The organism is Terriglobia bacterium, from assembly GCA_035712365.1.
GTDB lineage: Bacteria > Acidobacteriota > Terriglobia > UBA7540 > UBA7540 > SCRD01.
Window position 1 is genome coordinate 1 of record DASTAW010000038.1, and the last position, 26,289, is coordinate 26,289.

The following is a 26,289-nucleotide window of genomic DNA, read 5'->3' on the forward strand; positions in this document are numbered from 1 at the left end:
GATTGTGGGATTGAGGCCGGAGCCGTTCAAGCGGGTGGTGACGGGCGTGGAGATGTTCAAAAAGCTGCTGGACGAAGGGCAGGCGGGGGACAACATCGGCGTTCTGCTGCGGGGGACGGAAAAGGATGACGTGGAGCGCGGGATGGTGCTGTCGAAACCGGGATCGATCACGCCGCACACGAAGTTCAAGGCAGAGGCCTATATTCTGACCAAGGAAGAGGGAGGACGGCACACGCCGTTTTTCTCGGGCTACCGGCCGCAGTTTTATTTCCGGACGACGGACGTGACAGGAGTGGCGACGCTGCCGCAGGGGACGGAAATGGTGATGCCGGGGGACAACGTAAGTATGGAGATCGAGCTGATTACGCCGATCGCCATGGAGAAGGGATTGCGGTTCGCCATCCGCGAAGGCGGCCATACCGTCGGCGCCGGCTCCGTAACCGATGTCATTCAATAAGCGAGTGAAAATGCTTCATCAGAAAATTAGAATTCGTCTGAAGGCTTACGATCATCGGGTGCTGGACCAGTCGGCGGCGGATATTGTTTCAACCGCCAAGCGGTCCGGGGCGCAGGTGGCGGGACCCGTTCCACTGCCTACGGTGAAGAATAAATACTGCGTTCTTCGATCGCCCCACTCGGACAAGAAGTCGCGCGAACAGTTTGAAATCCGAACCCACAAGCGGCTGGTGGATATTCTGGAGCCGACAGCGCAGACGATTGACGCGCTGACGAAACTGGACCTTCCCGCCGGTGTGGACATCGAGATCAAAGCATTCGGGAAGGAGCACGCAAAGTAGTTGCCTGGCCGGGCCACGTATCGGCTCGATCGCAACTCTAGTGCGGCGAAGTCAATATGCTGAAGGCGATTCTGGGTAAGAAGCTGGGGATGACGCAGGTCTTCGGGGAAAACGGGGATGTGGTTCCCGTGACCGTCCTGAAGGCGGGCCCCTGCGTCGTGATCCAGCGGAAGACCTCTGCAAATGACGGGTATGAAGCGGCCCAGATCGGCCTGGTGGAGGTTCCCCCTCCCCGGCGGGTTACTAAGCCGCAGGAAGGGCACTTTAAAAGCGCCGGCGCCAACCCGGCCCGCTTCCTTCGGGAAGTGAGATTGGATGAGGAATCCGCAGATATCAAGGTTGGGGATAAGGTACTTGCGGACATCTTTGCGGCCAACGACACCGTGGATGTGATTGGCACCTCCAAGGGCCGTGGATTTGCCGGGTTTCACAAGCGGCATCACTTTGGCGGAGGTGGCGCGGCGCACGGATCGATGTTCCATCGAGCGCCGGGTTCTATTGGATCATCCTCATACCCTTCGCGGGTCTTCAAAGGTATGCGCGCGGCGGGACACATGGGCGTCAACCAAGTCACGGTGCGTAATCTTCGCGTGGTGCGGGTCCTGCCGGAAGATAACGCCATTCTGGTCGAGGGCGCTGTTCCGGGGCCCGACGGCGGCTACATCATGGTTCGAAAGGCGAAGGCCCCGCACAAGTAGAGTTGGGCGAGGCTGCGGATAGAAAAAGGGTCAGCCACATGGCAACAGTGGAAGTAAAAAACTTGGAAGGGGCGAAGGTGAAAGACCTTGAGCTTGCGGATGAGGTATTTGCCTCGAAGCCGAATGGCAGCCTGCTCTGGGAGGCGACTCGGGCCTATCTGGCCGGTCAGCGGGGGGGCACGCACTCAACCAAGAGCCGGGGCGAAGTCTCCGGCGGAGGCAAGAAGCCCTGGCGGCAAAAGGGAACCGGGCGCGCCCGGGCAGGCAGTATACGGAGCAGCTTGTGGCGCCACGGATCGATTGCTCATGGGCCTGTGCCGCGCGATTACGCGATCAAGCTTCCGAAAAGGATTCTGGCGGGCGCGCTGCGATCGGCCCTGGCGGCGAAGTTCCAGGACAATAAAATGACGGTGGTGGACCACCTGAGCCTTCAGCAGCCCAAGACAAAGTCATTTGTCGCAGCCCTTGGCAAGTTGAATGTTGGGCCTGGAACGCTGGTGGTGAATGACACGCGAGACCGCAACTTGGAATTATCTTCCCGGAACATCGCCGGTTGCGACCTGGTGCGGCATCACGACGTTCAAGCGTACCACATCCTCAGCCACGACCGGCTGCTGATTACTGAAGGGGCGTTGACGAGATTGCAGGAGGCTTTGCGATGAAGAAGACGGGTCAGCAGATTCTTCGCAAACCCATCATTACCGAGAAGAGTGTTGGCTTAAAGGATGCCTCGCGAACCCTCTGCTTTCAGGTGGACCGCACTGCCAACAAGAACGAAATCAAGCAGGCCGTTGAAGAGATGTTTGTGGAGCTTCACGACAAGATCGAATCGGTCCAAACGGCTTCCTTCCGGGGGAAGCTGCGCCGGCGCGGGTGGACTAGCGGACGGCGGCCGGACTGGAAGAAGGCTTACGTCAAACTGAAGGAGGGGACCCGGGTTCCTGAGTACGCGGAGACCGTGTAATATGCTGCTTCAAGGGTGAGCGGAACAATGGGAATTAAAACCTACAGACCGTACACAAAAACACGAAGGTACCAGACCGGATCAAGCTTTGAAGAGCTGACGTCCTCGACGCCGCATAAGCCCCTTCTGGAACCAAAAGACCGCATCTCCGGGCGCAACAACCAGGGAAGGATCACCATCTGGCGCCGGGGCGGAGGGCACAAGCGGCATTATCGTGTGATCGACTTTAAGAGAGACAAGGTGGGAATTGCGGCGCGAGTGGCCACCATCGAGTACGATCCGAACCGCTCAGCGTTTATCGCGTTGCTGCACTACGTGGATGGTGAGAAGCGTTACATTCTCTACCCACAGGGATTGAAGGTGGGCGACCAGGTTTTGGCCGGCCCCGAGGCCGACATTGTCGTGGGCAATTCGCTGCCCCTGAAGAATATTCCCCTTGGGACCACGGTGCACAATCTGGAACTTCGCCCGGGCAAAGGCGGACAGCTTGTCCGGAGCGCCGGCGGCAGCGCGCAGGTTGTCGCCAAGGAAGGTGATTATGCTCAGGTCCGGCTGCCATCAGGGGAGGTTCGGCGCCTTCACATTGATTGTGTGGCCACCATCGGCCAGGTGGGCAACCTCGATCACGAGAACATCACAATCGGCAAGGCCGGGCGAAAACGCTGGAAGGGAATACGGCCAACGGTCCGCGGAGTGGCGATGAACCCGGTTGACCATCCTCTCGGCGGAGGAGAAGGGAAGACCTCCGGCGGCCGGCACCCTGTGACGCCATGGGGCCAGCCCACGCGGGGATACAAGACGCGCCAGAACAAGCGGACTGATCGGTTCATTATCCGGCGGCGCGAGAAGAAATAGGGAGGGAAGGTTGGCGAGATCGCTTAAAAAGGGGCCTTTTGTTGATGATCACCTCATCAAGAAGATCGAACTGCTCAACCGGCGGTTCGAAAAGAAGGTGGTCAAAACCTGGTCGAGGCGTTCGACGATCGTTCCTGAAATGGTCGGTCATACGATTGCTGTCCACAATGGCAAGAAATTTATCCCCGTCTATGTCACCGAGAATATGGTGGGGCATAAGCTGGGTGAGTTTGCCCCCACGCGCACGTTTAAGGGGCACAGCGTGAAAGCGGCGACTGAACGCACCGCATCTCCGGCCCCTGCTCCAAGGCCAGCGGCTTGAATCGAGAATCGAGGGTTTGGAACCAACCATGGAAGCGAGAGCAACAAGCAAGTATTTGAGAGTTTCGCCGCAGAAGGCCCGGCTGGTTGTCAACCTGGTCAGAGGGCAGAACGTGAACGCGGCGCTCGATACTCTTCGCTTTACCAAGAAGCGTGTGGCGCAGGAAGTGCTGAAGGTCCTCGAGTCTGCAATTGCCAATGCTGAGCAGAAGTCAGATTCGGTGGATGTCGATGAACTGGTGGTTGCGAAGGCCTACGTGAATGAAGGCCCGAGGGTGAAGCGCATCCGGCCGGCTCCGATGGGTCGTGCCTATCGGTATCAGCGGCGGATGAGCCACATCACGCTGGTGGTTGAATCGCCGGAGCCGAAGGAGTAACGCTTTGGGGGAGCGGCCGTCCTCCTCCGCGATGATTCAGAAGGACGGCATGGGGATCGACTGAGGAGGTTGTTGGTGGGTCAAAAAGTTCATCCATACGGTTTTCGTCTTGGCAACATCAAGACGTGGAAGTCGCGATGGTTTGCCAAGAAGGGTTATGCGGACCTGCTTCATGAAGACCTGAAACTGAAGCGGCAGCTTAAGGCCCAGCTGAAAAGCGCCGGCGTGTCTTCAATTGAAGTGGAACGTCCGGGCAACAAGCTGAAAATCTCGATCCATACGGCGCGTCCTGGCATCATCATCGGACGAAAAGGAGCGGAAATTGACCGCCTCCGCCAGGAAGTCCAAAGAAGGACGGGCCGCGAGGTGCTGCCGATTAATATTCAGGAAGTTCACAGGCCTGAACTGAACGCACAATTAGTGGCGGAATCGATTGCCCTGCAGCTTGAAAAGCGCGTTGCCTTCCGACGCGCGATGCGAAAGGCTGTGGACTCCGCGCTGCGTTTTGGGTGCAAGGGGATCAAGGTGCGGGTTGGTGGGCGATTGAACGGGGCGGAAATTGCGCGGACGGAATGGTATCTGCAGGGAAGGCTTCCCTTGCACACGCTGCGGGCTGACATCGATTACGGACTGGCGGAAGCCAGGACCACTTACGGCGTGATCGGCGTGAAGTGCTGGATTTATAACGGCGAGATTCTTGAGCAGCGGCGCCGGCCGACACCAAAGGCTGAGAATGTCGACCGCCCGGTTGCCTGAATCCAGCCGATGTCCCCCGTACATGGGATTGAAGGTGAATGACTTATGTTGATGCCGAGCAAGGTGAAATTCCGGAAGCAGCAGCGCGGCCGGATGGCTGGGAAGGCCTGGCGGGGCGCCACGGTTTCCTTCGGCGATTATGGGCTGAAGGTGCTTGAAGCTGGATGGATTTCGGACCGCCAGATCGAGGCCAGCCGAGTGGCCATCATGCGCTTTGTCAAACGCGGTGGAAAGTTGTGGATTCGCGTTTTTCCGGACAAGCCGGTGACCAAGAAACCTGCCGAAACTCGTATGGGTAAAGGGAAGGGCGCGCCTGAGTTTTGGGTTGCCGTCGTGAAGCCCGGCCGGATCCTGTTTGAGATGGAAGGCGTGCCAGAGGCGGAAGCCCGGCGGGCGTTCCGGCTGGCGAGTGACAAGCTGCCTCTGCCAACGCGGTTTGTAACCCGGCTGGAAACGGCGCATTGATCGTATGAAGGAGTCCATGGCGTGAAGCTCGAAAAGGACAAGAAGTGGAAATGGCCCGCCGAGAACATGCGGGAGTGGACCGACAAAGAGCTCGAAACGAATCGAGTCCAGTTCGGCCAGCAGATGCTGAAACTTCGGTTCCAGTTGATCGGCGGGCAGGGTGACGTTCTGCCTGTTATCCGACAGCTTCGAAAAGGAATCGCCCGGGTGCACACGGTACAGCGGGAGCGGGACCTGAGGCTGGGCGCTCAGAAGGAATCCTGACGGAAAGATCAGGGCATAGCAACAAGGACGATGGGTAATGCTGAATAACACGCGGCAGCAAAAAATCGGAGTGGTCAGCAGTAACAAGATGCAGAAGACCGTCGTGGTGACTGTTGATCGACGCATAATGCATCCTCTTTACAAGAAAGTCACCCGTAAATCGAAGCGGTTTCTGGTTCACGATGAGAGGGGTGAGTGTCAGCCCGGCGATACGGTGCGGATTGAGGAAACCCGTCCGCTCAGCCGGCGGAAGCGGTGGCGGGTGGTGGAGGTTATTTCCAAGGCCGTTCAAGTCGGCCTGATGCCGGAGGAAAACGCATGATCGGGATGCGTACGATTTTGCAGGTGGCCGACAATTCCGGCGCCCGCAAGCTTTCCTGCATCCTGCCCCTCGGCGGAAGCGTGGGGCTGCAGGCCGGGCTGGGCGACGTGATTACAGCCTCTGTGAAAGAAGCTGCGCCGGAAAGCCCTGTCCCGAAAGGAAAGGTTGTGAAGGCGGTGATTGTTCGCATGAGGAAAGAGCAGCGGCGGCGGGATGGAAGTTACATCCGGTTTGACGAAAATGCCGCGGTGCTGATCAACGACACCGGGGAGCCGGTGGGGACTCGTGTTTTCGGACCGGTGGCCCGCGAACTGCGCGAGAAAAAGTTTCTGAAGATTGTTTCCCTTGCTCCGGAGGTCCTGTAATGGGAGTGGCGCTGGATATCCGCAAGAATGATCAGGTCCAGGTGATTGCCGGACGCGATAAAGGCAAGACGGGGCGCGTGTTGAGCGTAGTGCCGCGCAAGGGGCAGGTTTTTGTGGAACATGCCAACATGATCAAGCGCCACACGCGGCCGAACCCCTCCAAGCAGATTCGGGGTGGGATCCTGGAAAAGGAAGGCCCAATTCACGTGTCAAACGTGGCGCTTCTCTGTACTGAGTGCGGCCCTACCAGGGTCCGCCATCAGCGCATGGCGGGAGGCGAAAAAGGCAAGAAGGTTCGCCAGTGCACCAAGTGCGGAAAGGTGCTCGACAGTTAGAAGATTGAGGAAGACCAGGCGATTATGGCAGCGCGATTAAAACAGAAATACCAGACGGAAGTGCTTCCGGCCTTGATGAAAGAGTTCAAGTATCCAAACCGCATGGCGGTACCCCGGCTGAACAAGATTGTAGTGAATATGGGACTGGGTGAGGCCATCCAGAACGTCAAAATTCTGGACGCTGCCACGCGCGAACTCGGACAGGTAGCCGGCCAGAAGCCGGTGGTGACCAGGGCGAAAAAATCCATTGCTAATTTCAAGCTGCGCAAGAACATGCCGATCGGGGCCATGGTCACGCTTCGCGGTGACCGTATGTACGAGTTTTTCGATCGCCTGGTGAACGTGGCGCTGCCGCGCGTACGTGATTTTCGCGGCCTCTCGACAAGAGCTTTTGACGGAAGGGGCAGTTACACGCTGGGGTTGCGGGACCAACTGGTCTTTCCTGAAGTGGAGTACGGGAAGATTGAGAAGGTCAAGGGAATGAATATTTCCATTGTAACCGATGCGCGAAGCGATGCTGAGGCCCTGGCCCTGCTGAAACATCTCGGGATGCCGTTCCGCGCTGAAGCCCAGCGCCGCCAGGCTGCGCAGGAAGACGTGAAAGAGCAGGCAGGAGGATAAGCAGTGGCTCGTACAAGCCAGATGGCAAAATTAGTTCGGAAACCGAAATTTAAGATCCGCCACCGGAACCGGTGCCGCATCTGTGGCCGTCCGCGCGGCTATCTTCGCAAGTTTGAGATGTGCCGTCTCTGTTTCCGCAAGCTTGCTCTGCAGGGAGACATCCCTGGGGTTGTAAAGTCAAGTTGGTAGTTGGATTTGAATAAAGCGGTCGTAGCGGTAGGTAACAAAGCTGCGACGAGCTAATTGAATCGGGAGCGATATGTCTGCAGTTTCTGATCCGGTCGCTGACATGCTGACGCGAATTCGCAACGGGCTTCGCGCCCGGCATCAACGAGTGGATATGCCGTCCTCAAAATTGAAAATCGAGATTGCCCGGGTGCTGAAAGAAGAAGGTTATATCAGCAACTACAAGGTCTCGGAAGAGAAGAAGAAGCAGAACCTGCGGGTTTTCCTTCGCTATGCGCCGAATGGCTGCAGCGTGATCACGAAGATTGGCCGTGTTTCGAGGCCTGGCCGCCGTGTTTACGTTGGGTCCAGTGAAGTGCCCAAGGTGCTTGGCGGGTTGGGTGTGAACATTCTGACGACGCCCCGGGGTGTGATGACCGGCAAAGCGGCACGCCACGCCAAGGTGGGCGGAGAAATTCTTTGCAACGTGGAGTAGGCCCGAACTTCGGGCAAGGCTAAGGTTTATGTCAAGAATTGGTCGAAAGCCGATCGCGGTCCCGTCCGGCGTGACGCTGCAGGCGGAAGCAAATGTTGTGACCGTCAAGGGACCGAAGGGGACCCTTCAGGTCCCTCTTCCGCGCGGGATTCGGCTCGAGAGGCAGGATGGGACATACCTGGCTCAGATGGAGAAAGAGGGCCAGACGGCGTTGCGAGGATTGGTTCGCGCCGAAGTCGCCAACGCTATTGAAGGCGTGACCAAAGGCTTTGAAAGGCACCTTGACATTGTTGGAATCGGTTATCGCGCTGAGGTAAGCGGCAAGTCGGTCGTGCTGGCGTTGGGCTACTCCCACCCGGTTAACTTCCCGATTCCTGAAGGAATTTCCGTCAGTGTTGAAAAGCAGACTCACCTGGTCATCAAGGGAGTCAATGCTCGCCTGGTGGGGCAGACCGCTGCCAGGATTCGCGGCTTGCGGCCCCCCGATCCCTACAAGAACAAAGGGGTGCGGTACACCGGCGAGCGGCTGAAGAAGAAAGTTGGCAAGGCGGCTGCAGGAGCTGCCAAGGCGTAGGCTGCAGGAAGGAATAGCAGACGGCATGTTGACTCAAGTTTCAAAAAATGTTCGTCGCCAGAGAGTTCATCAGCGCATCCGGCGCCGGGTGAGGAGCGCCGTGTCAGCTCCAAGGCTCAACGTGTTTCGGTCGCTCAAGCACATTTATGCGCAGATTGTGGACGACGCCAGAGGCTGTACTCTGATATCCGCATCGACGTGTGATGCGGACATTCGCAAGACCCTGAAGAGTGGCGGCAACATCGCGGCGGCCAAGGTGGTTGGAAAAGCGCTGGCGGAACGCGCGAAGAATGTCGGAATTGCCCGGGTTGTTTTTGACCGGGGGGGGTATACCTATCACGGGCGCGTCAAAGCGCTGGCCGACGAAGCCAGGCAGAACGGACTGACGTTTTAACGCGAAGGAGAGCGCAATTTGGCTGTTGAGATAGATCCAAGTACGTTACAACTGAAAGACCAGGTCGTGTCCATCAATCGTGTCACCAAGGTAGTAAAAGGCGGAAAGAACCTCAGCTTTTCGGCCTTGGTGGTTGTGGGTGACGGCAACGGCTACGTCGGCTTTGGCACCGGCAAAGCGCGAGAAGTGCCAATGGCCATCCGCAAGGGAATCGAGGTTGCCAAGAAATCGCTGCACAAGGTTCGCATTACTGAAACCACGATTCCGCACGCTGTGGTGGGCCACTACGGCGCTGGCAGGGTCCTGCTGAAGCCCGCCGCAGCCGGTACAGGCGTGATTGCCGGAGGGCCGGTCCGTGCGGTGGTGGAGGCTGCCGGAATTCAGAACGTTCTGACCAAATCACTCGGCACGACGAACCCGCATAACGTTGTCAAAGCCACGATGGAGGCGCTCCTCAGCCTCCGGACTACTGAGGATGTCGCTGCGTTGCGTGGGAAGCAAGTGGAAGAAATTTAGGGAGGCAGAAAGATCGTGCCAAAAAAAACCGGAACAATTCATATCAAGTGGATCCGGAGCGGGATTGGGTTTACGCGAAAGCAGAAGGAGATCGTCAGGAGCATCGGGCTGCACCGTTTGAACCAGGTGGTTGAACGGCCCGACACTGCCCACTTCCACGGCTTGGTTGCAAAAATATCCCATCTGGTAGAGGTGGTCGAGCCGCCGGGGGCCCCTGCGTGGACTGAGTTGCCTGAGTACAGGATTATTCCGGCGGAACCCGCGGTTGCGGCCCGGCCTCCGAGGGTCGTTGCTGAGAATGAGCCTGCCGCGGCGGCTGCGGATGCCGAGCTACAGAGTACGGCTCCCGCGAAGAAAGCGACGCCGGCAAAAACTCGTGCGGCCGCTTCGTCTCCCGGCAAGGTAGCGAAGGGATCTGAGAAGCCGAAGCGCAAGGCTGCACTGGCGAAACCCGCAGCCTCGGCCCAGAAAGAATCGAAGTCCAGGAAAGGTAAGCAGTAGACGCTATGGCCATGCAGATTGGAACACTTCGGCCTCCCGCCGGCGCTCATAAACGCCGCAAGAGGATTGGCCAGGGCATGGGATCGGGACACGGGAAGACGGCGACCCGAGGCAGCAAAGGTCAACGGTCGCGCTCCGGGATGCGGATGCGCCCGGGATTCGAAGGTGGCCAGATGCCACTGCACCGCCGTCTGCCGAAGCGTGGGTTCACCAACATTTTCAAGAAGCGATACGCCATCGTGAACCTTGGTGACCTCGCAGAGCTCGACCCTAAGGAAAAAGTGACGCCGGAGCTGCTTCAGCAGCTCGGAGTTATCGGACGGCTGCACGATGGGCTTAAAGTCTTGGGAGGGGGTGAGTTGAGCGCTCCTCTTCAAATTGCAGCGCATCAGTTTTCGAAATCGGCGGAAGAAAAGATTGCCAAGGCCGGCGGGAAGGCGGAGGTAATCTCCGCATGATGGAGAATCTCAAAAGCCTTACTGAGATTCCGGACCTGCGGAAACGGATCCTGTTCACGCTACTTATGCTGGCGGTGTATCGCCTGGGATCGTTTGTTCCCACTCCAGGGATCAATCCCGACGTCCTGGCCCAGGCTTTGAGCAGCCTGGGTAATACACTGTTCGGACTCCTTTCGATGTTTTCGGGAGGCAGCCTGGGCCGCCTCACGGTCTTTGCCCTGGGGATTATGCCGTACATCACGGCATCCATCATTCTGCAGTTGCTGGGCGTGGTTTCTCCCACCCTCGAAAAACTCCAGAAAGAAGGCGAACTCGGTCGCAAGAAGATTACGGAGTATACGCGCTGGATGACCGTGGGCCTAAGCATGTTTCAGGCCTTCGGCATTGCGATTGCTCTGCAAAGAGAGACCAGCGCGAATCTCCCGCTGGTGAGCCACCCCGGATTGGGCTTCATTCTGAGTACCGTCCTTACGCTGACCACCGGCTCGGTTTTCGTGATGTGGCTGGGCGAGCAGATTACCGCACGGGGAATCGGCAACGGCATGTCTCTTCTGATCTTTGCCGGCATCGTCGTCGGACTTCCGACGGCGATCGCGAACCTGTATCAGAAGGTTTTCGTCACGCGGACCTGGAGCTTTCCAATCGTGTTTGTGCTTTTAGTCTTCATGCTGGTCGTGGTGGCGTTCATTGTCTTCGTCGAGCGTGGAGAGCGCCGCATTCCGATCCAGTACGCAAAACGGATTGTGGGGCGGAAAGTTCTTGGAGGCGTATCCACGCACCTTCCGCTCAAGGTGAACAGTGGCGGAGTGATGCCCATCATCTTTGCGGTCTCTATTCTGACTTTTCCCCAGACGATCGCGCTGTTTTCTGGAAGCCAGGGAGCTTTCGGCCAAGTCCTGGGCTGGTTCAAGACGGCATTTGGCTGGGGCGAGCCCCTTTATACGCTGACTTACGTCGTCCTGATTATTTTCTTTGCCCACTTCTACCTTTCAATCATATACAACCCGGACGAGGTTGCGGATAACGTGAGAAAGCAGGGAGGATTCATTCCCGGCATTCGCCCTGGCAAGCGGACGGCCGACCATCTGGACGACGTTCTGACAAAGATTACATGGGTAGGCGGTCTTTACCTTGCGTTGATTGCGTTGATTCCGGAAGTGATGCTTGCCGGCTTGCGAGTGAACCATCTGCCGGTCTGGCTGGGGGGGCAATGGTTTGACTCAAATCTTCCTGGTTGGCTTCTTCACGGCTTGAATATTAATTTTTATTTTGGCGGCACCTCGTTGCTGATCGTGGTGGGTGTCGCAATGGACACCATCCAGCAGGTTGAAGCGCAATTGATCATGCGGCACTACGAAGGTTTTCTGAAGAAGGGGCGTGTTCGGGGGCGTCGCGCTGCCTCGTGAGTGCACTGAACGCAAAGAAGGCGAACGATGGCGCAGATCCTCATTTTCCTGGGCCCCCCAGGCGCCGGCAAGGGAACCCAGGCGCGAGCGGTTGCCAGGGAACTGGGTATTCCGCACATCTCAACCGGCGATATCCTTCGGGAGGCTGCACGGAAAAAAACTAGCCTTGGTTTGGCTGCCAAGGCTAAGATGGATAAAGGAGAACTGGTTCCGGATGAGGTAATTTCCCCGATCGTGGAAGAACGGCTGGGCCGGCCTGACTGCAAGGAAGGCGCAATCCTGGACGGCTTTCCAAGAACCATCGCTCAGGCAAAATTCCTTGACGCCATGCTCGAAAGAGTCGGCCTTGGCGAGCCGCTGGTTCTGAACATTCAGGTGGATGCCGATTCAGTGATCGAGCGGCTCACGGGTCGTAGGACTTGCCCGGCCTGCGGAGAGATTTACAACGTTTACTTCAATCCTGCAGGTCACGTCGGCATCTGTGATAGGGATGGAAGCCGGCTCGTCCAGCGGGCGGACGACAACGAGGACGCCATCAGGATCCGCCTGAAGGCGTATGAACAGGACACTTTGCCGCTGATTGATTATTATCAGCGGAAGGACACCTTGCTTCAGGTGGATGGAAACGGGGCGCCGGCGGCGATCACAGAAACGCTCCTGAGCCTCGTGAAGACACATGATTATCTGTAAGTCGGCGGCGGAAATAGAGAAGTTGCGCCGGAGCGGACGGCTGGTGAGAGAGATCCTTGAAGAGACGCGTGAACAGGCCAAGCCCGGCGTCACAACCATGGAGCTCGAGAAGTTCGTTGAGCGGCGTCTGGCCGGGGTGGGAGCAAAGCCGGCCTTCAAAGGCTATCGGGGGTACCCGTGTTGCCTGTGCGTGTCGGTGAACGAGCAGATTGTTCACGGCATTCCTTCAAACCGCCGTTTGAACGAAGGCGACATCGTCAGCCTCGATTTAGGTGTGATCATCGACGGCTACTATGGCGACGCTGCCATGACGGTCCCCGTGGGGATGATAAGGGAACCGCTCCAAAGGCTTCTTCGCGTGACCGAGGAATCACTGCAATTGGCGATTGACAAGGCGCGCGTGGGAAACCGGCTGGGAGACATCTCGGCCGCCGTGGAACAGCATGTTGTCAATAGCGGTTTTTCAGTCGTGAAGGAGTTTGTGGGCCACGGAATCGGCCGACAGCTTCATGAAGAACCCCAGATACCGAACTTTGGACCGCCAGGTTACGGCCCGCCGCTGAAGGCGGGAATGGTGCTGGCGATTGAGCCTATGGTTAATGTAGGCGGTCCCGGATTGCGGATTCTGGACGACCAGTGGACGGCTGTCACGGTCGATGGCGCTCCTTCAGCGCATTTTGAGCATATGATCGCCGTGACGCAAAATGGTCCCGATGTTTTGACCCGCTTGTAACGGGGGAGCGAAGGCTTGTGGGCCGCTGTTAAGACAAAGAAAAAGGTATATGGCCAAAGAAGAAGCGATTGAAGTGATGGCGACAGTTATTGAATCGCTCCCGAATGCCATGTTTCGCGTCGAGCTCGAAAATGGCAAGCACAAGGTTCTGGCTCACATCTCTGGCAAGATGCGGAAAAACTTCATCCGGATCCTGCCGGGCGACAAGGTTGCTGTTGAGCTTTCACCCTATGACTTGACGCGAGGCCGTATTGTCTATCGGTACAAATAAAGGATGGCGCACATCTCGAACCTGCGGCTCTCGCGCCGTTTACGGCTGGATCGCAATTCCTCATGTCATCTGTTACGAAAAAAGAGGCCAGGAATGAAAGTTCGCTCTTCTGTGAAGAAAATCTGTTCCAAGTGCAAGTTCGTGCGACGTGGCAGGGTTTTGCGGGTGATTTGCGAAAACCCAAAGCACAAACAGCGCCAAGGCTAGGTTGGGTGTTTGCGATTCCTGATCCCGGCCGTTAGATTCTGTTCGGGAGCAGGCCGTTATGTTTGACTCACTTGGAGGTCCTTTATGGCACGTATAGCAGGGGTCGATTTGCCGATCCGGAAGCGGGTTGGAATTGGCCTCACCTATATTTACGGGATTGGGCGCGCCAGGTCGCTCTCCATCCTTGGCCGTGCGGGCGTTGACCCCGGTAAACCGGTGAAGGATTTGACTGAAGAGGAAGTGACGCACATTCGGCAAATCATCGAGGAGGAAGGCGGCGTTGAAGGCGACCTTCGAAAAGAGGTCGCGTTGAATGTCCGGCGGCTGATTGAAATTGGCTCCTATCGCGGCATGCGACACCGGCGTAATCTGCCTGTCCGCGGACAGCGGACCCACACCAATGCCCGGACGCGCAAAGGCCCGCGCCGCGGCACGGTTGCGAATAAGAAGAAGGCGGCGGCAAAGACTTAGGGTTGGCAGGCTGAGCGGCCTCGGCAGGAAAATCGATGCCGTGGCAGGATTTTTGACGGAGGATTATGGCGAAGGCAGCGGCTAAACCAGGTAAGAAGAAGAGTGTTAAGAAACGCGAAAAGCGGGTGGTTCCTCACGGAGTGGCGCACATCCAGGCGACCTTCAATAACACGATGGTGTGTATTACGGATCCGGACGGGAAAACAATCTGCTGGTCAAGCGCCGGCGCGCTTGGCTTTCGCGGTTCGCGCAAGGGTACGCCGTTTGCGGCTCAGCAGGCGGCCGCGCGGGCGGCTAGCGCCGCTCGGGACCACGGCATGCGTAGCGTGCAGGTTCGAGTGAAGGGGCCGGGTGCGGGTCGCGAATCTGCCATCCGTGCGCTCGCTGCGTCCGGCTTGGAGGTTCGGGAACTCAAAGATGTTACACCGATTCCTCACAACGGTTGCCGCCCGCCCAAGCGGCGTCGCGTGTAAGCTTTAGCGTATCTATGGGCATGAAGGGGCTGGGGTAATGCTCCGGGGCAGGAAATCAGTTGATCGATCTCCCCAGTCCGGGATGGGAAGGTACAGGAGGGTTATTTGGCAAGATATCGTGAAGCAGTATGCCGGCTTTGCCGCAGGGAGGGGCAGAAACTCTTTTTGAAGGGCCAGCGCTGTTTGACCGACAAGTGCGCCATTGAAAAGAGAAACTTTCCTCCAGGCCAGCACGGAAAATCGCGTCGTCCGAAGCCCCAGGGGTATGGAATTCAACTCCGGGAAAAGCAGAAGGTTCGGCGGCTCTATCAGATTCTCGAGAACCAGTTTCGCAACTATTTTGAAAAAGCTGTGAGCCGCAAGGGTGTTACGGGCGAGACGTTGCTGCTGAACCTTGAACAGCGGCTGGACAACGTCGTTTACCGGCTCGGTCTGGCCACGTCGCGCGCCGAAGCCCGCCAACTGGTACGCCACGGGCACATCCAGGTGTCAGGAAAGAAGGTAAACATCCCCTCGTTCCATGTGGTGCCCGGCCAGGAGATCGGAGTCCGGGAGAAGAGCCGCAAGTTGGAATCCATCCAGCGGTCGCTCGATCTGTCAGGGAATCGCGGCGTGCCGCCGTGGCTGGCGCTTGATCGGGAAAATCTGAAGGCCCAGGTGGTCTCTGTTCCGAAACGCGAAGACGTCAATTTCCCGATTCAGGAGCAGATGATCGTCGAACTTTATTCGAAATAACTAATTTGATGATAGCGCTGGAGGCGGCGGCGCTTCCAGGGAGGTGAAGGCAATATGCTCTGGAAAGGTTTTCAAAAGCCCAAGCGGCTTGTGTGTAATACAAATACTCTTACCGACAAGTATGGTCAGTTCACTGCACAGCCCTTCGAGCGCGGTTTCGGCACAACCATTGGCAACGCGCTTCGCCGTGTTCTTCTTTCATCGATTGAGGGGGCGGCGATTACCGCGGTCAAAATCGAGGGGGTGATGCATGAGTTCTCTTCCATCCCCGGTGTGGTGGAAGATGCAACGGACATTATCCTCAGCCTCAAACAAATTCCTTTGAAGATGAACGTCGAGGGTCCGAAAACTCTTACGCTGGAGGTGAGCAATGCGGGCGAGGTGACCTCGAGCATGATCCAGCCGGACGCGGACATCGAAATCCTGGATAAGGATGCTTACATCGCAACGGTCAGCGAAGGTGGCAGCCTGCGGATTGAGATGCGTGTGAAGAACGGAAGAGGGTACGTTTCTGCAGAAAAGAATTTCGATGAAGACCTTCCGATCGGGTATATCCCGGTTGACTCGGTACACTCTCCGATCCGCAAGGTCAATTACGCGGTGGAAGCCGCACGCCTCGGGCAAATGACGGATTTTGATAAGCTCACGCTCGACGTCTGGACTAACGGCGCCGTTACTCCCCAGGATGCGATTGGCCTCGCGGCCAAGCTCCTCAAAGACCACATGAGCATCTTCATCAATTTCGAGGAGGGGACGATTTCTGAGGAGATCTCGGAGGAGAAACCTTCGACGGTGTATAACGAGAATCTCGACCGTTCGGTTGAGGAGTTGGAACTTTCAGTTCGCTCCTACAACTGCCTGAAGAATGCGAACATTTCGACCATTCGAGAGCTGGTGCAAAAGTCCGAGCAGGAGATGCTGAAGACCAAGAACTTCGGCCGGAAATCTCTGAATGAGATCAAGGAAATCCTGACGGCGATGGGCCTGGGACTGGGCATGAAATTTGACGAAAGGGGCAATCCCCTGCCATTGGCCAGCCAGCCGCCTTCAGACCAGCCAGCCTGGGGACAGGAAAGCTAGCGATGCGGCATCGTAATTTCGGAAGAAAACTTAGCAGGAACACCGAGCACCGGCGGGCCCTTCTGCGAAACCTCGTGACTTCGCTGATCCTGGAGGAGCGGATAGAAACGACCCTTCCCAAAGCCAAAGAGGCGCGGGCCGCTGCGGAGCGCATGATAACCCTGGGCAAACGAGGCGACCTCCACGCCCGCCGGTTGGCGGCAAGCTATTCACTGAGCGCTCCGGCGGTGAAGAAGCTCTTTGGAGATATTGCGAAGCGCTACGAGTCGCGCAACGGCGGATATACCCGCATCGTGCGCACGGGCTGGCGAAGCGGCGACGGAGCTGATACGGCCGTGCTGGAACTGGTCGGAAACCAGGTCCTTCAGCAGCGCGCTGAACTCCGGGCGAAGCGGGCCGAGCGACGTAAGAAAGCAGCGGAGGAAGCTGCCGCCCAACAGCCGGAATTGCCGCCAAAAGCGGAAGAGTAGCGAAACTCAGAACTGCTGCCTCGCTCCGATTGTGTCGAATCTGCTGGCGGGTTGATTTACTCCTGGACGGAACCGGACGATTCGCGGTCTGCCCAGCGGTTCGCCTGCTCTTCCTTTCTGCAGCGCTAGTGCATCTGTATTTCCTCTATAACTAAGGTCCGTTCCTCGCTCCTTCTAAGATTTCGTTACGACAGGAGGAAAATTTACGACTTCGAGACGTTCGACGCAGCTTGTATATCCACGAGCCGCAGTTCGAACTCGAGAAAATGTTCCTCGATGACGCCGACATGCAGTGGGCGAAAATCGTAGTCGTCAAATGTGTCATCGAGAAGGAGACCAATTGCCTGCCTGACGCTGCCGCGCTGTTTGATCTGATTGACAGTGTCGTGCGAAAACTCCGGCCCGACCCCGCCCCGTTATCGTCATCGGTGGGCATTCGCTGCCGGTTTTGTGGCGTCGGCACGTATGTTCGCGGGAGGTTTTATAGCAACGGCACATCGCCTTGCTGGGTCGGCCCCAGGCCCCAGGAGCGGGGCAGCAGGGGCGATAAAGGTCGTCCGGGTGTAATGAGGTGCAGCCACTGTGGCCACCTCGAATGTTTCCGCCGGCCTATCGGCAGACGCACTTTTGGCGAGTTGTGCTAGCCTAGGCGTGGTGAGCATCACGGGCGGCCCACAACGCCTTCTCCAGCCGGTTGAGGATTTCTTCTGAAAGCTTTGTGGTCACTGAGAGACGCAGTCGGGACTGGCCTTGGGGGACAGTGGGCGGGCGGATGGGGCGGACGGCGAAGCCGTGGCGCGAGAGTTCGCGGGCGTAATGGACGGCGGCGTCATTCCCACCCAGCAGTATGGGGACAATCTGCGAATCGCTCGAGCCGGTATTGAATCCGGCCTCCTGCAATCGGCCGCGGAAAAAGCCGGCCAGCGCCAGAAGTCGGCGGCGTTCGGCGTCGGCCTCGGCGGCGATTTCGACCGCTTTCCCAATCTGGGCGGCGAAGTAGGGCGGCAGGGCGGTGCTGTAGATAAAGGTGCGCGCCCGGTTGACGAGGAATTGCTTCAGCGTATCCGTGCCGCACACAAATGCTCCGGCAGAAGCCAGGGCCTTGCCGCAGGGATGGACCGAGGCAAGCACGCGCGCGTTGATGCCGGCGCCGGCCACGAGGCCCCGTCCACGCGGCCCGAAAACGCCCGTCGCATGCGCTTCATCCACCACCAGGTCAGCGCCAAAGCGATCAGCCAGCGAGAGCAATTCCGGCAAGGGCGTGCGGTCTCCCTCCATGCTGAAGAGGCTTTCCACCACAATGAATTTTCGGCCGGCGGTGTCGCATCGCCGCAATGCGTCTTGCAGAAAATTGAGATCGAGATGAGGGAAGATCACTTTGCGGGCGCGCGAAAGGCGAATGCCGTCAATCAGGCTGGCGTGGTTGGATTCATCTGAAAAGACCGTGTCGTCGGGGCGCAGGATGGCGGTCAGGAGTCCCACATTGGCCGCATAGCCGGAACTGAAAAAGAGCCCGGCTTCGGTTCCGATAAAGCGCGCGAACTCTGATTCCAGTTCCTCCCAGGCCGCTGCGTTGCCGCTAAGCAGGCGCGAGCCGGTGGAGGCCACGGGGCTGCCAGATACAAGCGCGGCCGCGACAGCGCGGGCGAGCCTGGGGTCTCGCGAAAGGTCGAGATAGTCGTTAGAGCAAAGATTGACGCCCTCCATCCGGCCGAGCCGTCGAAGCTCCTGCCGCGCTGCGAGCGATTCGAGTTCCGCCCGCAGGCTGTCGAGAGCCGAGATGGTGTCCAGCTTTTTCATACCCAAACAGACTCATTTTACGTCGGTGCATTGGGGTCCCGCCCCGGCGAGACCGCCGCTACTCTAGGCCATAGGCCGCAAACCGAGATCGCGGAACAACTGATGGTCCTCATCGAACTCGGGATTGGGCGTGGTCAGCAGTTTTTCTCCGGTAAAGATGGAATTGGCCCCAGCCAGGAAGCACAATGCTGCGGCCTCGCGCGAGAGTAACCGCCGGCCGGCGCTCAGGCGCACCATTGAGGCAGGCATCAGCAGGCGCGCTGTGGCAATGCACCGCACCAGCGCCAGCGGGTCGGCGGGGTGGGCGTTGGCGAGCGGCGTGCCCTCGACGGCCACCAGCATGTTGATGGGCACGCTTTCGGGATGCGGATCGAGCGAGGCAAGCTGGTGCAGCAGGCCGACGCGGTCATCATCACTTTCGCCCATGCCGATGATGCCTCCGCAGCAGACGGTGATGCCCGCCCGGCGGACGTGATCGAGCGTGCGCAGGCGATCATCGTAATTGCGCGTGGTGATGATGTTGCCGTAAAACTCGGGCGAAGTGTCCAGGTTGTGGTTGTAGGCGGTGAGGCCGGCCTCGGCCAGGCGCCGGGCTTGTCCCTCGGTCAGCATGCCGAGAGTGCAGCAGACTTCCATGCCGAGCGCCGCGACGCCGCTTACCATTTCGAGCACTGAGTCAAAGTCACTGCCGTCGCGCACTTCGCGCCACGCCGCCCCCATGCAGAACCGCGTGGAGCCTTCGCTTCTGGCCTCGCGCGCCCTGGCCAGAACGGCTTCCACATCCATCAGGGCGGCGCGTTCCACGCCCGTTTCGTAATGCGCGCTCTGCGGGCAGTAGCCGCAATCCTCCGGACAGCCGCCCGTCTTGATGGAAAGCAGCCGGCAGAATTGTACTTCCTGCGGATTGTGGTGCTGGCGATGAACCTGCTGCGCCTGAAACACCAGCTCGAGAAGCGGCTGATGGTAGATGGACCGGATTTCGTCCTTGGTCCAGTCATGCCGGAAGGCCTGGCTGTGCGCTGAGCGTGTCGTCGCAGATTTCAAAAGCTTTTTCCTTTCATGCCAGCCGGATTAGGCTACCCCACGTCAAGAACCACTCTCGCGTTCTTGTGCTCAATCAGCGCCTCTCGACCAACCAGGTGCGGCTTCGAAGGAAAGGCCACGATACGAACCCGATAATACTGGAAATCGGCGTAGCCCAGTTGGTCCCAATCAAAAAAGTCCAGAAAATGGAACTCGGCGTCTGATGCCTTCACCTCTTTGACCGGGTCGTCCCAGTATCGGTTCCGGTCGCCTTCCCGAGGACACTGAATCAAGATAGGTACAGGACCGACCCCTTGAGGCACGATGTGATACTCATGCTCGGGCACAGTGGCAAGATCGCACGCGTGCTCGTTTGCCAGCCGCGCATCTACCAGGGCCTTAAACACCAATTTCTCGATCTGATCGAAATGGTCGCGCGAATCCCAGTTCCGCAGCTCGTCTATAACCGAAAAACCGAAGTTCCACACAGACCTGGCCACTACTCTGTAATGGTCCATTATGTCTGTGATGTCTCGCATCGAAATAGCCGCTTTATGTGCTGAAGCCTCTCGCGATTGCAGATGCCATTATGGCACGGCTTCGCAGTCAGGTGAAAAGGTAGCGGCAATGGTTTGCTCTATCTGCTTACTGCCAACTGCCTTCTGTCTATGGATTGGCAGAAGGCTCCTGCCTCGTCTGCTTCGCCCAGTACAATTCGGCCTTCATCGTATCTCCCTTGCATTTGAGTGGCGGAGCATGTTTACAATCGGTTTCCCACATTTCCGGAAACGAGCGGCAGAGCTATGCCGGCGGCGATGGAGGAATGCGCGCTCTGCATTAGGCCGCATGAACTTTGCAATGGGAGAGAAACGATGGCTGTTTACGTGATAGCCGGTTATGACATTACCGATCCCAAACGCTTTGAGGACTACGGGCCCGGGGTGATGCCGCTGCTCCAGAAGCACGGAGCGGAGGTGCTGGCGGCCGACTTTGAAAGTGAGGCCCTGGAGGGCCAGGCGCGCAAGGTGACCGTGGTGCTGAAGTTCCCTTCGGCGGAGGCGGCCCGCAACTGGTACAACGACCCGGCCTACGGCCCAGTGAGGCAGATTCGCCTCGAGTCAACCGAAGGCGGCTACATTGCGATGGCGAAGGAGTTGAAGGCGCAAGCGTAGAGACGGAAAGCACGGTTTTTTAGAGCGGTGTGCAGGGAGTTAAAATAAGGGGCGATGAAAACACTTTCGAATCCAAACGACAGGATTGAAATCCTGTACCGGCTGAGGACCGTGCGGACCACCAGCCGGCGGAAATGGGGAGAAATGACGCCGCACCAGATGATCTGCCACCTGAGCGACGCCTTCCGGTCGTGCATGGGTGAGCGCGAAGTGCGCCCGGCCAGCTGGTGGATTCCGCGGACTCCGTTTCGTTGGGCGGCGCTATGGTTGCCGATGCCGTGGCCGCACGGCGTGCAGGGGCCGTCTGAATGGGACTCCAAAACCGGGGGCAGTCAACCCAAGGAATTTGAGGAAGACAAGAAGGAACTGAAGAAGCTGATTGACCGCTACAGCAAACTGCCCAGGAGTTTTGAGTGGCCGGCCCATCCCTTCTTTGGCCGCATGCCGCTGGGTGATTGGATGCGCCTGGGGTATCTGCACGCCGACCATCACCTGAGGCAGTTCGGAACATGAAGGGCAAGGGCATGGGAGAGTTAGCGCAGAGTGTTCTCTAAAGCTGCGGTTTGTCATTGCTGAATGCCCGAGTCACCGGAGGACCCCTCACCCGGTCGCTGGCGCGCCCACGCTCTCCCTTTGGGAGAGGGCTTTGAAGCCGGATGTCGGACGGCAGGCGATGAACGTGCAGTCGCCTTGCAACCGCAAGGGTTGAAACCATGAAACTGAACAAGCGACAGATTGTTTTCCTGGCCGCCGGGCTCGCCGCAGCGGTGGTGCTGGCGCATGTATCCCCGGGTGGGATGCCGGGCGCAGCGCCACACCAGGAGACTGCGCCGGCCGGGAACGATCAGCTCATCCGGGTCGGCATCGTGCAAATGAATGCGCGTGTGCTTGATAAAGATTACAACCTGGCGCAAGCGGAAGAATTGATTCGCCAGGCCGCGGCCGAGGGGGCGAAGATTGTCCTGACACCGGAAGCTGCCGTCCAGGGCTATGCGAGGGTATCACTGCAACCGGGAGAACCCGACAATGACCCGCACCTTATTTCTGGGCGGAAGAGAATTCTGGCGGCGGCGGAGCCCATTCCGGGTCCCGCCACCAGCCGCTTTTCGGCGCTGGCCCGGGAACTCGGCATCTGGATTATTTTTGGCATGGATGAGAACCGGGATGGGAAATTATTCAATACCGCCGTTCTGATGGATCCTGAAGGGAAGATTGCCGGTACCTACAGCAAAGTCCACCTGCAGAACTGGATGGTGGCATCCGGAGTCCAGCACGGCGACGACTTCCCCGTGTGGGACATCGATGTCGGCGGCGTCCGGGTGAAGGTGGGCATCGAGATCTGCTATGACGTGCAGCATCCCGAATCGACACTGGAACTCGCCTTGGGCGGAGCGGAAGTGGTTTTTATCCCTTACTGCACTGAAGATTTCTCGCGGCCGCTGCTGATTCACTTGTTTGAGACGACTGCGCTCGAGAACAGGCTCTACATCGTGCGCGCCAATTACGGCGAGCCTCGCAACACAGGCACCAGCTCCATTATCGATTATGAGGGGAACACGGTGCGCCAGCTCACGGACCAGCCGGGAATCCTGGTTGGCGATCTTGACCTCACGGCGCTGAGAAAAACGCGTGCAGATTGGAATCCCGTGTACGGCCTGCCGAACCGCTATCCCGCCGCTTATAAGCGCCTGAGAGGACTCCCGACCGATACCGCAAATCATTAGTTCTGCCGGCCGGATTCATTACAAAGAAATCTGCCTTGAAGGCGAGCGGCGGAGAATTGCTTGCAACGGTCAGCCGTGTGGTTGTACTCTTCACTGTCCGTTTTCTTGGCCATTCTGGTTGAGCAGGAGGTGTGTTCGTGTTGCTAGGAAGGATTCTCTACATCAGTCATCCCGGCCGGAAGGGCCGTGACCATTTGCAGCCAATCATCTTGTTTTTTTTGTTTCTCATTTTCGCGTGCGGAGCGGCGACTCCCGCGGCGGGGGCCGCCCAGGACCAGCCCCTGGCTGCCACACCGCCCATGGGTTGGAATGACTGGGCCCATTACCAATGCGGATTCACAGCCGATACGATCCTCGGAAACGCGCGGGCGCTGGTCTCGACCGGGCTCTCCGCGCTGGGCTATGACACGGTGACCATCGACGACTGCTGGATGCAGGCCGACCGCGACGCGAACGGCAATCTGCAGGTGGACCCGAAGCGCTTCCCGAACGGCATGAAGCCCGTAGCCGATGCCGTCCATGGAATGGGCCTGAAGTTCGGCATTTATGAAGATTCCGGCTCTGAAACCTGCGGCCGGTTTGCGGGCAGCGGCCGTCCGCAAGGCGGGGGGCTGGCCCACTTTTTCGAGGACGCCCAGCTATTCGCCTCGTGGGGCGTGGACTATCTGAAGCTGGACGGCTGCAATGTCTACGTAGTGCCGGGCGAAACGGAGGAGGAGGCGTACCACATGGCCTATGCGGCGCAGCACGAGGCGCTCCAGAGAGCGGGCCGCCCCATCGTTTTCTCCGAATCGGCCCCCGCCTATTTCCAGGGCACTCCCGAGTGGTACGACGTTCTCAGTTGGGTGGGAAAGTACGGCCAGTTGTGGCGCGAAGGCTCGGACATCGCCAACTATCGCTCGCAGCCGATCCCGGCACAGTTCCGCCGCAGGTTCCCGCAGCTTACGCGCTACCAGAGCATGCTGTGGAATTACTCCTACAATCTTCCGCTGGGCCGCTTCCAGAAGCCTGGCAACTGGAATGACGCGGACTTCATCATCGCCGGCGACATCGGCATGAGCATTCCCGAAAGCCGCACGCAGATGACGCTGTGGTCCATGATGTCAGCCCCGCTGGTTCTGAGCTCGGACATCGCCAAACTCAGCCCGGAAGCGATTGCCATTATCGGCAACAAGGACCTGATTGCGATTGACCAGGACGCGCTGGGCAAAATGGCAACGCTGGTGCGGCGCACTCCGCAGATGGACGTCCTGTTCAAGCGCCTTTCCTCGGGCGATGACGCTATCGGGGCGATGAACCACGGCGACGCGGCGGTGAAGATTGAACTGCATCCAGCCGATCTGGGCTTCGCGGCAGATTCCGGCTGCAAACTGGATGCAAAGGACCTGTGGAGCGCGAAGGAGCAACAAGCGACATCGTCCCTGGAGGCCGAGGTGGCTTCACATGACGCCGTCATCTGGCGCGCCCATCCTTCTGACGAGTGCGGCAAGCCGTCGCGCACGGGCACCATCACGATGGTCGCTGCCGGCCGGCGCAGCCGCGATTTCGAGGGATACGCCCGCTGTATGGCCGCGCCGGGAAACGTCGAACCCTGCTCGGGAGCCGAGGGGGAGAAATGGACGGTGACCCAGAATGGCGCGCTGCAATCTTCCGGCGACCAGTGCCTGGCATTGGCCGATGGCAAGCCGGTGCTGCAGGCGTGCAACCCCGCGAGCGCCCAGCAATGGCGTTACACGCTGCAAGGAAACCTGGTCAACAACGGCGATCTCCAGTGCCTCACCGCGATCGGGCCGGAAAGCAAACCGCAAAGCCTCGAAATGCAGGTCTGCGGACACAATCTAGCAAACCAGATCTGGTCGCTGCCGAACTGAGGGCGGGGAACGGGAAGCTATCATGAAAGCTGCGTTGCTTACCCGGCTTCGGGAGATCGAAGTCCGCGACGTCCCTGAGCCTCGGTTGACCGGCCCGCACGATGTTTTGCTGCGCATTGACGCAGTGGGCGTGTGCGGCTCCGACGTACACTATTACAAAACGGGACGCATCGGCTCAGCCGTGGTGAAGTACCCGTTTGTGGTGGGCCACGAGTGCGCGGGAACGGTCGAAAAAACGGGCTCGGAGGTGCGTGGACTCCGGCGCGGCCAGCGCGTCGCCATCGATCCGCTGGTAGCGTGCGGCCACTGCGACCAGTGCCGGTCCGCTCGGCCCAACACCTGCCGCAATCAGCGCTTCCTGGGCCAGCCGGGCGAGTTGGCAGGTTCGCTCGCCGAATACGTCGTGCTGCCGCAGGAATGCTGCTATCCCATTCCGGAATCCATGACGGCCGGCCAGGCTGCCATGATCGAACCGCTTTCGATCGGCATCCACGCACAAAGGCTCGCACAGATGGAAGCGGGCTCGACAATCGCCATTCTGGGATCGGGCCCCATCGGACTTAGCGTGCTCCTGGCCTGCCGCGCGGCAGCGGAGTGCACGGCTTACATGACGGACTTGATCGGCGAACGGTTGAAAATGGCCGCGGAACTGGGCGCCGTGTGGACCGGCAACGCGGAGCAGAGGGACGTGGTGAAAGCGATCTGCGAGGCCGAACCCGCAGGCGTGGACTTCGTGTTTGAATGCGCGGGCGAGCAGGAGACCCTGAAGCAAGCTGTCGAACTGCTGAAGCCTGGCGGCACGCTCGTGATCGTGGGCATCCCCGAAGTGGACGAAGTTAGCTTTCCGGTGCACACCCTGAGACGAAAAGAGCTGATCATCAAGAACGTCCGCAGGCAGAACCATTGCACGGCGCCGGCTATCGACCTACTTTCGAGCGGCAGGATCAACGTAGACCTGCTGATGACCCATCATTTCCCGCTGCAAGACACCGCCGCGGCCTTTGAAATGGTTTCCAATTATCGCGATGGCGTAATCAAAGCGATGATTCGTGTGGCGGACAAAATCTGAGCAACCGGTTCCTTGGGTGAGGGCGGCCCGCCTTGAGAAATAAGAAGAGCGATCTCGAACCTCCCGCAAAAAATAACGAATGACTCTCCCGCCGTTGCGCCACACTGCGACTAGCATCCTCCTCTGCCTTGCGCTCGCGGATTTCGCAACAGCGGCCGACCTCTATCGCTTACCCGCACGATTCCGGTGCATTTACGCAAGGCCTGGTTTACGTGGATGGTTACCTTTACGAAAGCACAGGTCTGAATGGGCAGTCGACGCTGCGAAAAGAAGATCTTGAGACGGGCCGGGTGCTGAAGGAGGTGAGTTTGCCGTCGCAGTATTTTGGCGAGGGACTCACCAACTGGGGCAGCACGCTGATTCAACTGACCTGGCAATCGCACGTCGGTTTTGTGTACGACCGGGCGAGCTTTCGCCTGCTGCGCGGCTTTCGCTATCCCTGGGAAGGATGGGGACTGACTCAGGACGGAAGGCATCTGATCCTCAGCGATGGAAGCGACACGCTTCACTTCCTGAATCCCGGAACCTTTTCGCAGGCGAGAAGCATTCGCGTGAGTGATCATGGCGCTCCGGTGAAAGAGCTGAACGAGCTGGAGTACATCCACGGAGAAATTTATGCCAACGTGTGGATGACAGACAGAATCGCCCGTATTTCGCCAGCAACTGGCCACGTTCTTGGGTGGATCGATCTCTCAGGCCTTCTGCCGGGAATTTTTGTGCGAGAGCCGGGCGCGGTTCTAAACGGAATTGCTTACGACCCAGCGCGCAAGCGCCTCTTTGTGACTGGGAAGCTGTGGCCGAGGCTCTTCGAGATTCAAGTGGTTCGTGAGGGCGGAAGCAGATAGCAGGC

The 26,289-nt window shown here is 58.6% G+C and carries 41 protein-coding genes; 38 read left to right on the forward strand and 3 right to left on the reverse strand.

From position 1 onward, the window contains the following. From VFQ24_10825 to rplQ, 32 genes are all read left to right on the forward strand, one after another. Positions 1-457: EF-Tu/IF-2/RF-3 family GTPase (locus VFQ24_10825; protein HET9178837.1), on the forward strand; the 457-nt coding region annotated here is incomplete at its 5' end. A gap of 10 nt (positions 458-467) precedes the next feature. Further along, positions 468-797, forward strand: coding sequence for a 30S ribosomal protein S10 (gene rpsJ / locus VFQ24_10830; GenBank protein ID HET9178838.1), 330 nt, complete (start codon positions 468-470; stop codon positions 795-797). Between the two features lie 56 nt (positions 798-853). Continuing rightward, positions 854-1,495 (forward strand): 50S ribosomal protein L3, encoded by a 642-nt coding sequence (gene rplC, locus VFQ24_10835; GenBank protein ID HET9178839.1) that lies wholly within the window; start codon positions 854-856, stop codon positions 1,493-1,495. Positions 1,496-1,533: 38 nt separating this feature from the next. Beyond that, positions 1,534-2,157 (forward strand): 50S ribosomal protein L4, encoded by a 624-nt coding sequence (gene rplD / locus VFQ24_10840; protein HET9178840.1) that lies wholly within the window; start codon positions 1,534-1,536, stop codon positions 2,155-2,157. Continuing rightward, positions 2,154-2,459: a 50S ribosomal protein L23 gene (gene rplW, locus VFQ24_10845; protein ID HET9178841.1), complete on the forward strand. Its 306-nt coding sequence runs from the start codon at positions 2,154-2,156 to the stop codon at positions 2,457-2,459. The genes rplD and rplW overlap by 4 nt, the downstream gene beginning before the upstream one ends. A 27-nt stretch (positions 2,460-2,486) precedes the next feature. Next, the gene (gene rplB / locus VFQ24_10850) at positions 2,487-3,314 is read left to right on the forward strand and encodes a 50S ribosomal protein L2 (GenBank protein HET9178842.1); all 828 of its coding nucleotides are present in this window, start codon (positions 2,487-2,489) and stop codon (positions 3,312-3,314) included. Between the two features lie 10 nt (positions 3,315-3,324). After that, positions 3,325-3,636, forward strand: a complete 312-nt coding sequence (rpsS, locus tag VFQ24_10855) for a 30S ribosomal protein S19 (GenBank protein ID HET9178843.1) — start codon at positions 3,325-3,327, stop codon at positions 3,634-3,636. Between the two features lie 28 nt (positions 3,637-3,664). Then, positions 3,665-4,012, forward strand: a complete 348-nt coding sequence (gene rplV / locus VFQ24_10860) for a 50S ribosomal protein L22 (protein HET9178844.1) — start codon at positions 3,665-3,667, stop codon at positions 4,010-4,012. Positions 4,013-4,087: 75 nt separating this feature from the next. Beyond that, entirely contained in the window at positions 4,088-4,768 is a 681-nt protein-coding gene (gene rpsC, locus VFQ24_10865; GenBank protein HET9178845.1) for a 30S ribosomal protein S3, read from the forward strand. Between the two features lie 45 nt (positions 4,769-4,813). Next, complete coding sequence (gene rplP / locus VFQ24_10870) at positions 4,814-5,233, forward strand: 50S ribosomal protein L16 (protein ID HET9178846.1); 420 nt, start codon at positions 4,814-4,816, stop codon at positions 5,231-5,233. Between the two features lie 21 nt (positions 5,234-5,254). Next, the gene (gene rpmC / locus VFQ24_10875) at positions 5,255-5,497 is read left to right on the forward strand and encodes a 50S ribosomal protein L29 (protein ID HET9178847.1); all 243 of its coding nucleotides are present in this window, start codon (positions 5,255-5,257) and stop codon (positions 5,495-5,497) included. A 37-nt stretch (positions 5,498-5,534) separates the two neighbouring features. Continuing rightward, positions 5,535-5,819, forward strand: a complete 285-nt coding sequence (rpsQ, locus tag VFQ24_10880; protein HET9178848.1) for a 30S ribosomal protein S17 — start codon at positions 5,535-5,537, stop codon at positions 5,817-5,819. After that, on the forward strand, positions 5,816-6,184 hold the full coding sequence (gene rplN / locus VFQ24_10885; GenBank protein ID HET9178849.1) for a 50S ribosomal protein L14: 369 nt from the start codon (positions 5,816-5,818) through the stop codon (positions 6,182-6,184). The genes rpsQ and rplN overlap by 4 nt, the downstream gene beginning before the upstream one ends. Further along, on the forward strand, positions 6,184-6,519 hold the full coding sequence (gene rplX, locus VFQ24_10890) for a 50S ribosomal protein L24 (GenBank protein HET9178850.1): 336 nt from the start codon (positions 6,184-6,186) through the stop codon (positions 6,517-6,519). Before rplN ends, rplX begins: the two co-directional genes overlap by 1 nt. 24 nt (positions 6,520-6,543) lie before the next feature. Further along, positions 6,544-7,140 (forward strand): 50S ribosomal protein L5, encoded by a 597-nt coding sequence (gene rplE / locus VFQ24_10895; GenBank protein ID HET9178851.1) that lies wholly within the window; start codon positions 6,544-6,546, stop codon positions 7,138-7,140. A 3-nt stretch (positions 7,141-7,143) separates the two neighbouring features. Then, the gene (locus VFQ24_10900) at positions 7,144-7,329 is read left to right on the forward strand and encodes a type Z 30S ribosomal protein S14 (protein HET9178852.1); all 186 of its coding nucleotides are present in this window, start codon (positions 7,144-7,146) and stop codon (positions 7,327-7,329) included. Positions 7,330-7,399: 70 nt separating this feature from the next. Next, on the forward strand, positions 7,400-7,801 hold the full coding sequence (gene rpsH / locus VFQ24_10905) for a 30S ribosomal protein S8 (GenBank protein ID HET9178853.1): 402 nt from the start codon (positions 7,400-7,402) through the stop codon (positions 7,799-7,801). 28 nt (positions 7,802-7,829) lie between these two features. Next, positions 7,830-8,375, forward strand: coding sequence for a 50S ribosomal protein L6 (gene rplF, locus VFQ24_10910; GenBank protein HET9178854.1), 546 nt, complete (start codon positions 7,830-7,832; stop codon positions 8,373-8,375). A 25-nt stretch (positions 8,376-8,400) separates the two neighbouring features. Further along, positions 8,401-8,769: a 50S ribosomal protein L18 gene (gene rplR, locus VFQ24_10915; protein ID HET9178855.1), complete on the forward strand. Its 369-nt coding sequence runs from the start codon at positions 8,401-8,403 to the stop codon at positions 8,767-8,769. 18 nt (positions 8,770-8,787) lie between these two features. Next, positions 8,788-9,285, forward strand: a complete 498-nt coding sequence (gene rpsE / locus VFQ24_10920; GenBank protein ID HET9178856.1) for a 30S ribosomal protein S5 — start codon at positions 8,788-8,790, stop codon at positions 9,283-9,285. A gap of 15 nt (positions 9,286-9,300) precedes the next feature. Further along, positions 9,301-9,786: a 50S ribosomal protein L30 gene (gene rpmD / locus VFQ24_10925; protein HET9178857.1), complete on the forward strand. Its 486-nt coding sequence runs from the start codon at positions 9,301-9,303 to the stop codon at positions 9,784-9,786. Positions 9,787-9,797: 11 nt separating this feature from the next. Further along, positions 9,798-10,244, forward strand: coding sequence for a 50S ribosomal protein L15 (rplO, locus tag VFQ24_10930; protein ID HET9178858.1), 447 nt, complete (start codon positions 9,798-9,800; stop codon positions 10,242-10,244). Further along, positions 10,241-11,650 (forward strand): preprotein translocase subunit SecY, encoded by a 1,410-nt coding sequence (secY, locus tag VFQ24_10935; protein HET9178859.1) that lies wholly within the window; start codon positions 10,241-10,243, stop codon positions 11,648-11,650. The genes rplO and secY overlap by 4 nt, the downstream gene beginning before the upstream one ends. A 27-nt stretch (positions 11,651-11,677) precedes the next feature. Further along, entirely contained in the window at positions 11,678-12,340 is a 663-nt protein-coding gene (locus VFQ24_10940; GenBank protein HET9178860.1) for an adenylate kinase, read from the forward strand. Continuing rightward, positions 12,327-13,073: a type I methionyl aminopeptidase gene (map, locus tag VFQ24_10945; protein HET9178861.1), complete on the forward strand. Its 747-nt coding sequence runs from the start codon at positions 12,327-12,329 to the stop codon at positions 13,071-13,073. Before VFQ24_10940 ends, map begins: the two co-directional genes overlap by 14 nt. Before the next feature lie 49 nt (positions 13,074-13,122). Then, on the forward strand, positions 13,123-13,344 hold the full coding sequence (infA, locus tag VFQ24_10950; protein HET9178862.1) for a translation initiation factor IF-1: 222 nt from the start codon (positions 13,123-13,125) through the stop codon (positions 13,342-13,344). A gap of 93 nt (positions 13,345-13,437) precedes the next feature. Then, on the forward strand, positions 13,438-13,551 hold the full coding sequence (rpmJ, locus tag VFQ24_10955) for a 50S ribosomal protein L36 (GenBank protein HET9178863.1): 114 nt from the start codon (positions 13,438-13,440) through the stop codon (positions 13,549-13,551). Positions 13,552-13,635: 84 nt separating this feature from the next. Next, entirely contained in the window at positions 13,636-14,022 is a 387-nt protein-coding gene (rpsM, locus tag VFQ24_10960; GenBank protein HET9178864.1) for a 30S ribosomal protein S13, read from the forward strand. 65 nt (positions 14,023-14,087) lie between these two features. After that, on the forward strand, positions 14,088-14,495 hold the full coding sequence (gene rpsK / locus VFQ24_10965) for a 30S ribosomal protein S11 (protein HET9178865.1): 408 nt from the start codon (positions 14,088-14,090) through the stop codon (positions 14,493-14,495). A gap of 105 nt (positions 14,496-14,600) precedes the next feature. After that, a complete protein-coding gene (gene rpsD / locus VFQ24_10970) occupies positions 14,601-15,230 on the forward strand; it encodes a 30S ribosomal protein S4 (GenBank protein ID HET9178866.1) in 630 nt (209 codons plus the stop codon). Between the two features lie 54 nt (positions 15,231-15,284). After that, positions 15,285-16,310 carry a DNA-directed RNA polymerase subunit alpha gene (locus tag VFQ24_10975; GenBank protein ID HET9178867.1) on the forward strand — a complete coding sequence of 342 codons (1,026 nt, stop codon included), beginning with the start codon at positions 15,285-15,287 and terminating at the stop codon, positions 16,308-16,310. 2 nt (positions 16,311-16,312) lie between these two features. Beyond that, positions 16,313-16,780 carry a 50S ribosomal protein L17 gene (rplQ, locus tag VFQ24_10980; protein HET9178868.1) on the forward strand — a complete coding sequence of 156 codons (468 nt, stop codon included), beginning with the start codon at positions 16,313-16,315 and terminating at the stop codon, positions 16,778-16,780. Between the two features lie 645 nt (positions 16,781-17,425). On the opposite strand, the gene VFQ24_10985 is transcribed toward rplQ, so the two are convergent. The 3 genes from VFQ24_10985 to VFQ24_10995 form a co-directional block, all read right to left on the reverse strand. Continuing rightward, positions 17,426-18,580 (reverse strand): 8-amino-7-oxononanoate synthase, encoded by a 1,155-nt coding sequence (locus VFQ24_10985; protein HET9178869.1) that lies wholly within the window; start codon positions 18,578-18,580, stop codon positions 17,426-17,428. Positions 18,581-18,643: 63 nt separating this feature from the next. After that, a complete protein-coding gene (gene bioB / locus VFQ24_10990; protein ID HET9178870.1) occupies positions 18,644-19,624 on the reverse strand; it encodes a biotin synthase BioB in 981 nt (326 codons plus the stop codon). A 32-nt stretch (positions 19,625-19,656) separates the two neighbouring features. Then, complete coding sequence (locus VFQ24_10995; protein HET9178871.1) at positions 19,657-20,121, reverse strand: hypothetical protein; 465 nt, start codon at positions 20,119-20,121, stop codon at positions 19,657-19,659. Positions 20,122-20,475: 354 nt separating this feature from the next. Here VFQ24_10995 and VFQ24_11000 point away from each other — a divergent pair, with 354 nt between their 5' ends. The 6 genes from VFQ24_11000 to VFQ24_11025 all read left to right on the forward strand — a co-directional run bounded on the left by VFQ24_11000 (position 20,476) and on the right by VFQ24_11025 (position 26,284). Then, positions 20,476-20,775 carry a DUF1330 domain-containing protein gene (locus tag VFQ24_11000; protein HET9178872.1) on the forward strand — a complete coding sequence of 100 codons (300 nt, stop codon included), beginning with the start codon at positions 20,476-20,478 and terminating at the stop codon, positions 20,773-20,775. Between the two features lie 54 nt (positions 20,776-20,829). Further along, positions 20,830-21,288: a DUF1569 domain-containing protein gene (locus VFQ24_11005; protein ID HET9178873.1), complete on the forward strand. Its 459-nt coding sequence runs from the start codon at positions 20,830-20,832 to the stop codon at positions 21,286-21,288. A gap of 200 nt (positions 21,289-21,488) precedes the next feature. After that, positions 21,489-22,499: a carbon-nitrogen hydrolase family protein gene (locus VFQ24_11010; protein ID HET9178874.1), complete on the forward strand. Its 1,011-nt coding sequence runs from the start codon at positions 21,489-21,491 to the stop codon at positions 22,497-22,499. A gap of 140 nt (positions 22,500-22,639) precedes the next feature. Beyond that, positions 22,640-24,370 carry a ricin-type beta-trefoil lectin domain protein gene (locus VFQ24_11015; protein ID HET9178875.1) on the forward strand — a complete coding sequence of 577 codons (1,731 nt, stop codon included), beginning with the start codon at positions 22,640-22,642 and terminating at the stop codon, positions 24,368-24,370. Positions 24,371-24,392: 22 nt separating this feature from the next. After that, a complete protein-coding gene (locus VFQ24_11020) occupies positions 24,393-25,439 on the forward strand; it encodes an alcohol dehydrogenase catalytic domain-containing protein (GenBank protein HET9178876.1) in 1,047 nt (348 codons plus the stop codon). A 128-nt stretch (positions 25,440-25,567) separates the two neighbouring features. Then, on the forward strand, positions 25,568-26,284 hold the full coding sequence (locus tag VFQ24_11025; protein HET9178877.1) for a glutaminyl-peptide cyclotransferase: 717 nt from the start codon (positions 25,568-25,570) through the stop codon (positions 26,282-26,284). Positions 26,285-26,289 lie beyond the last annotated feature (5 nt).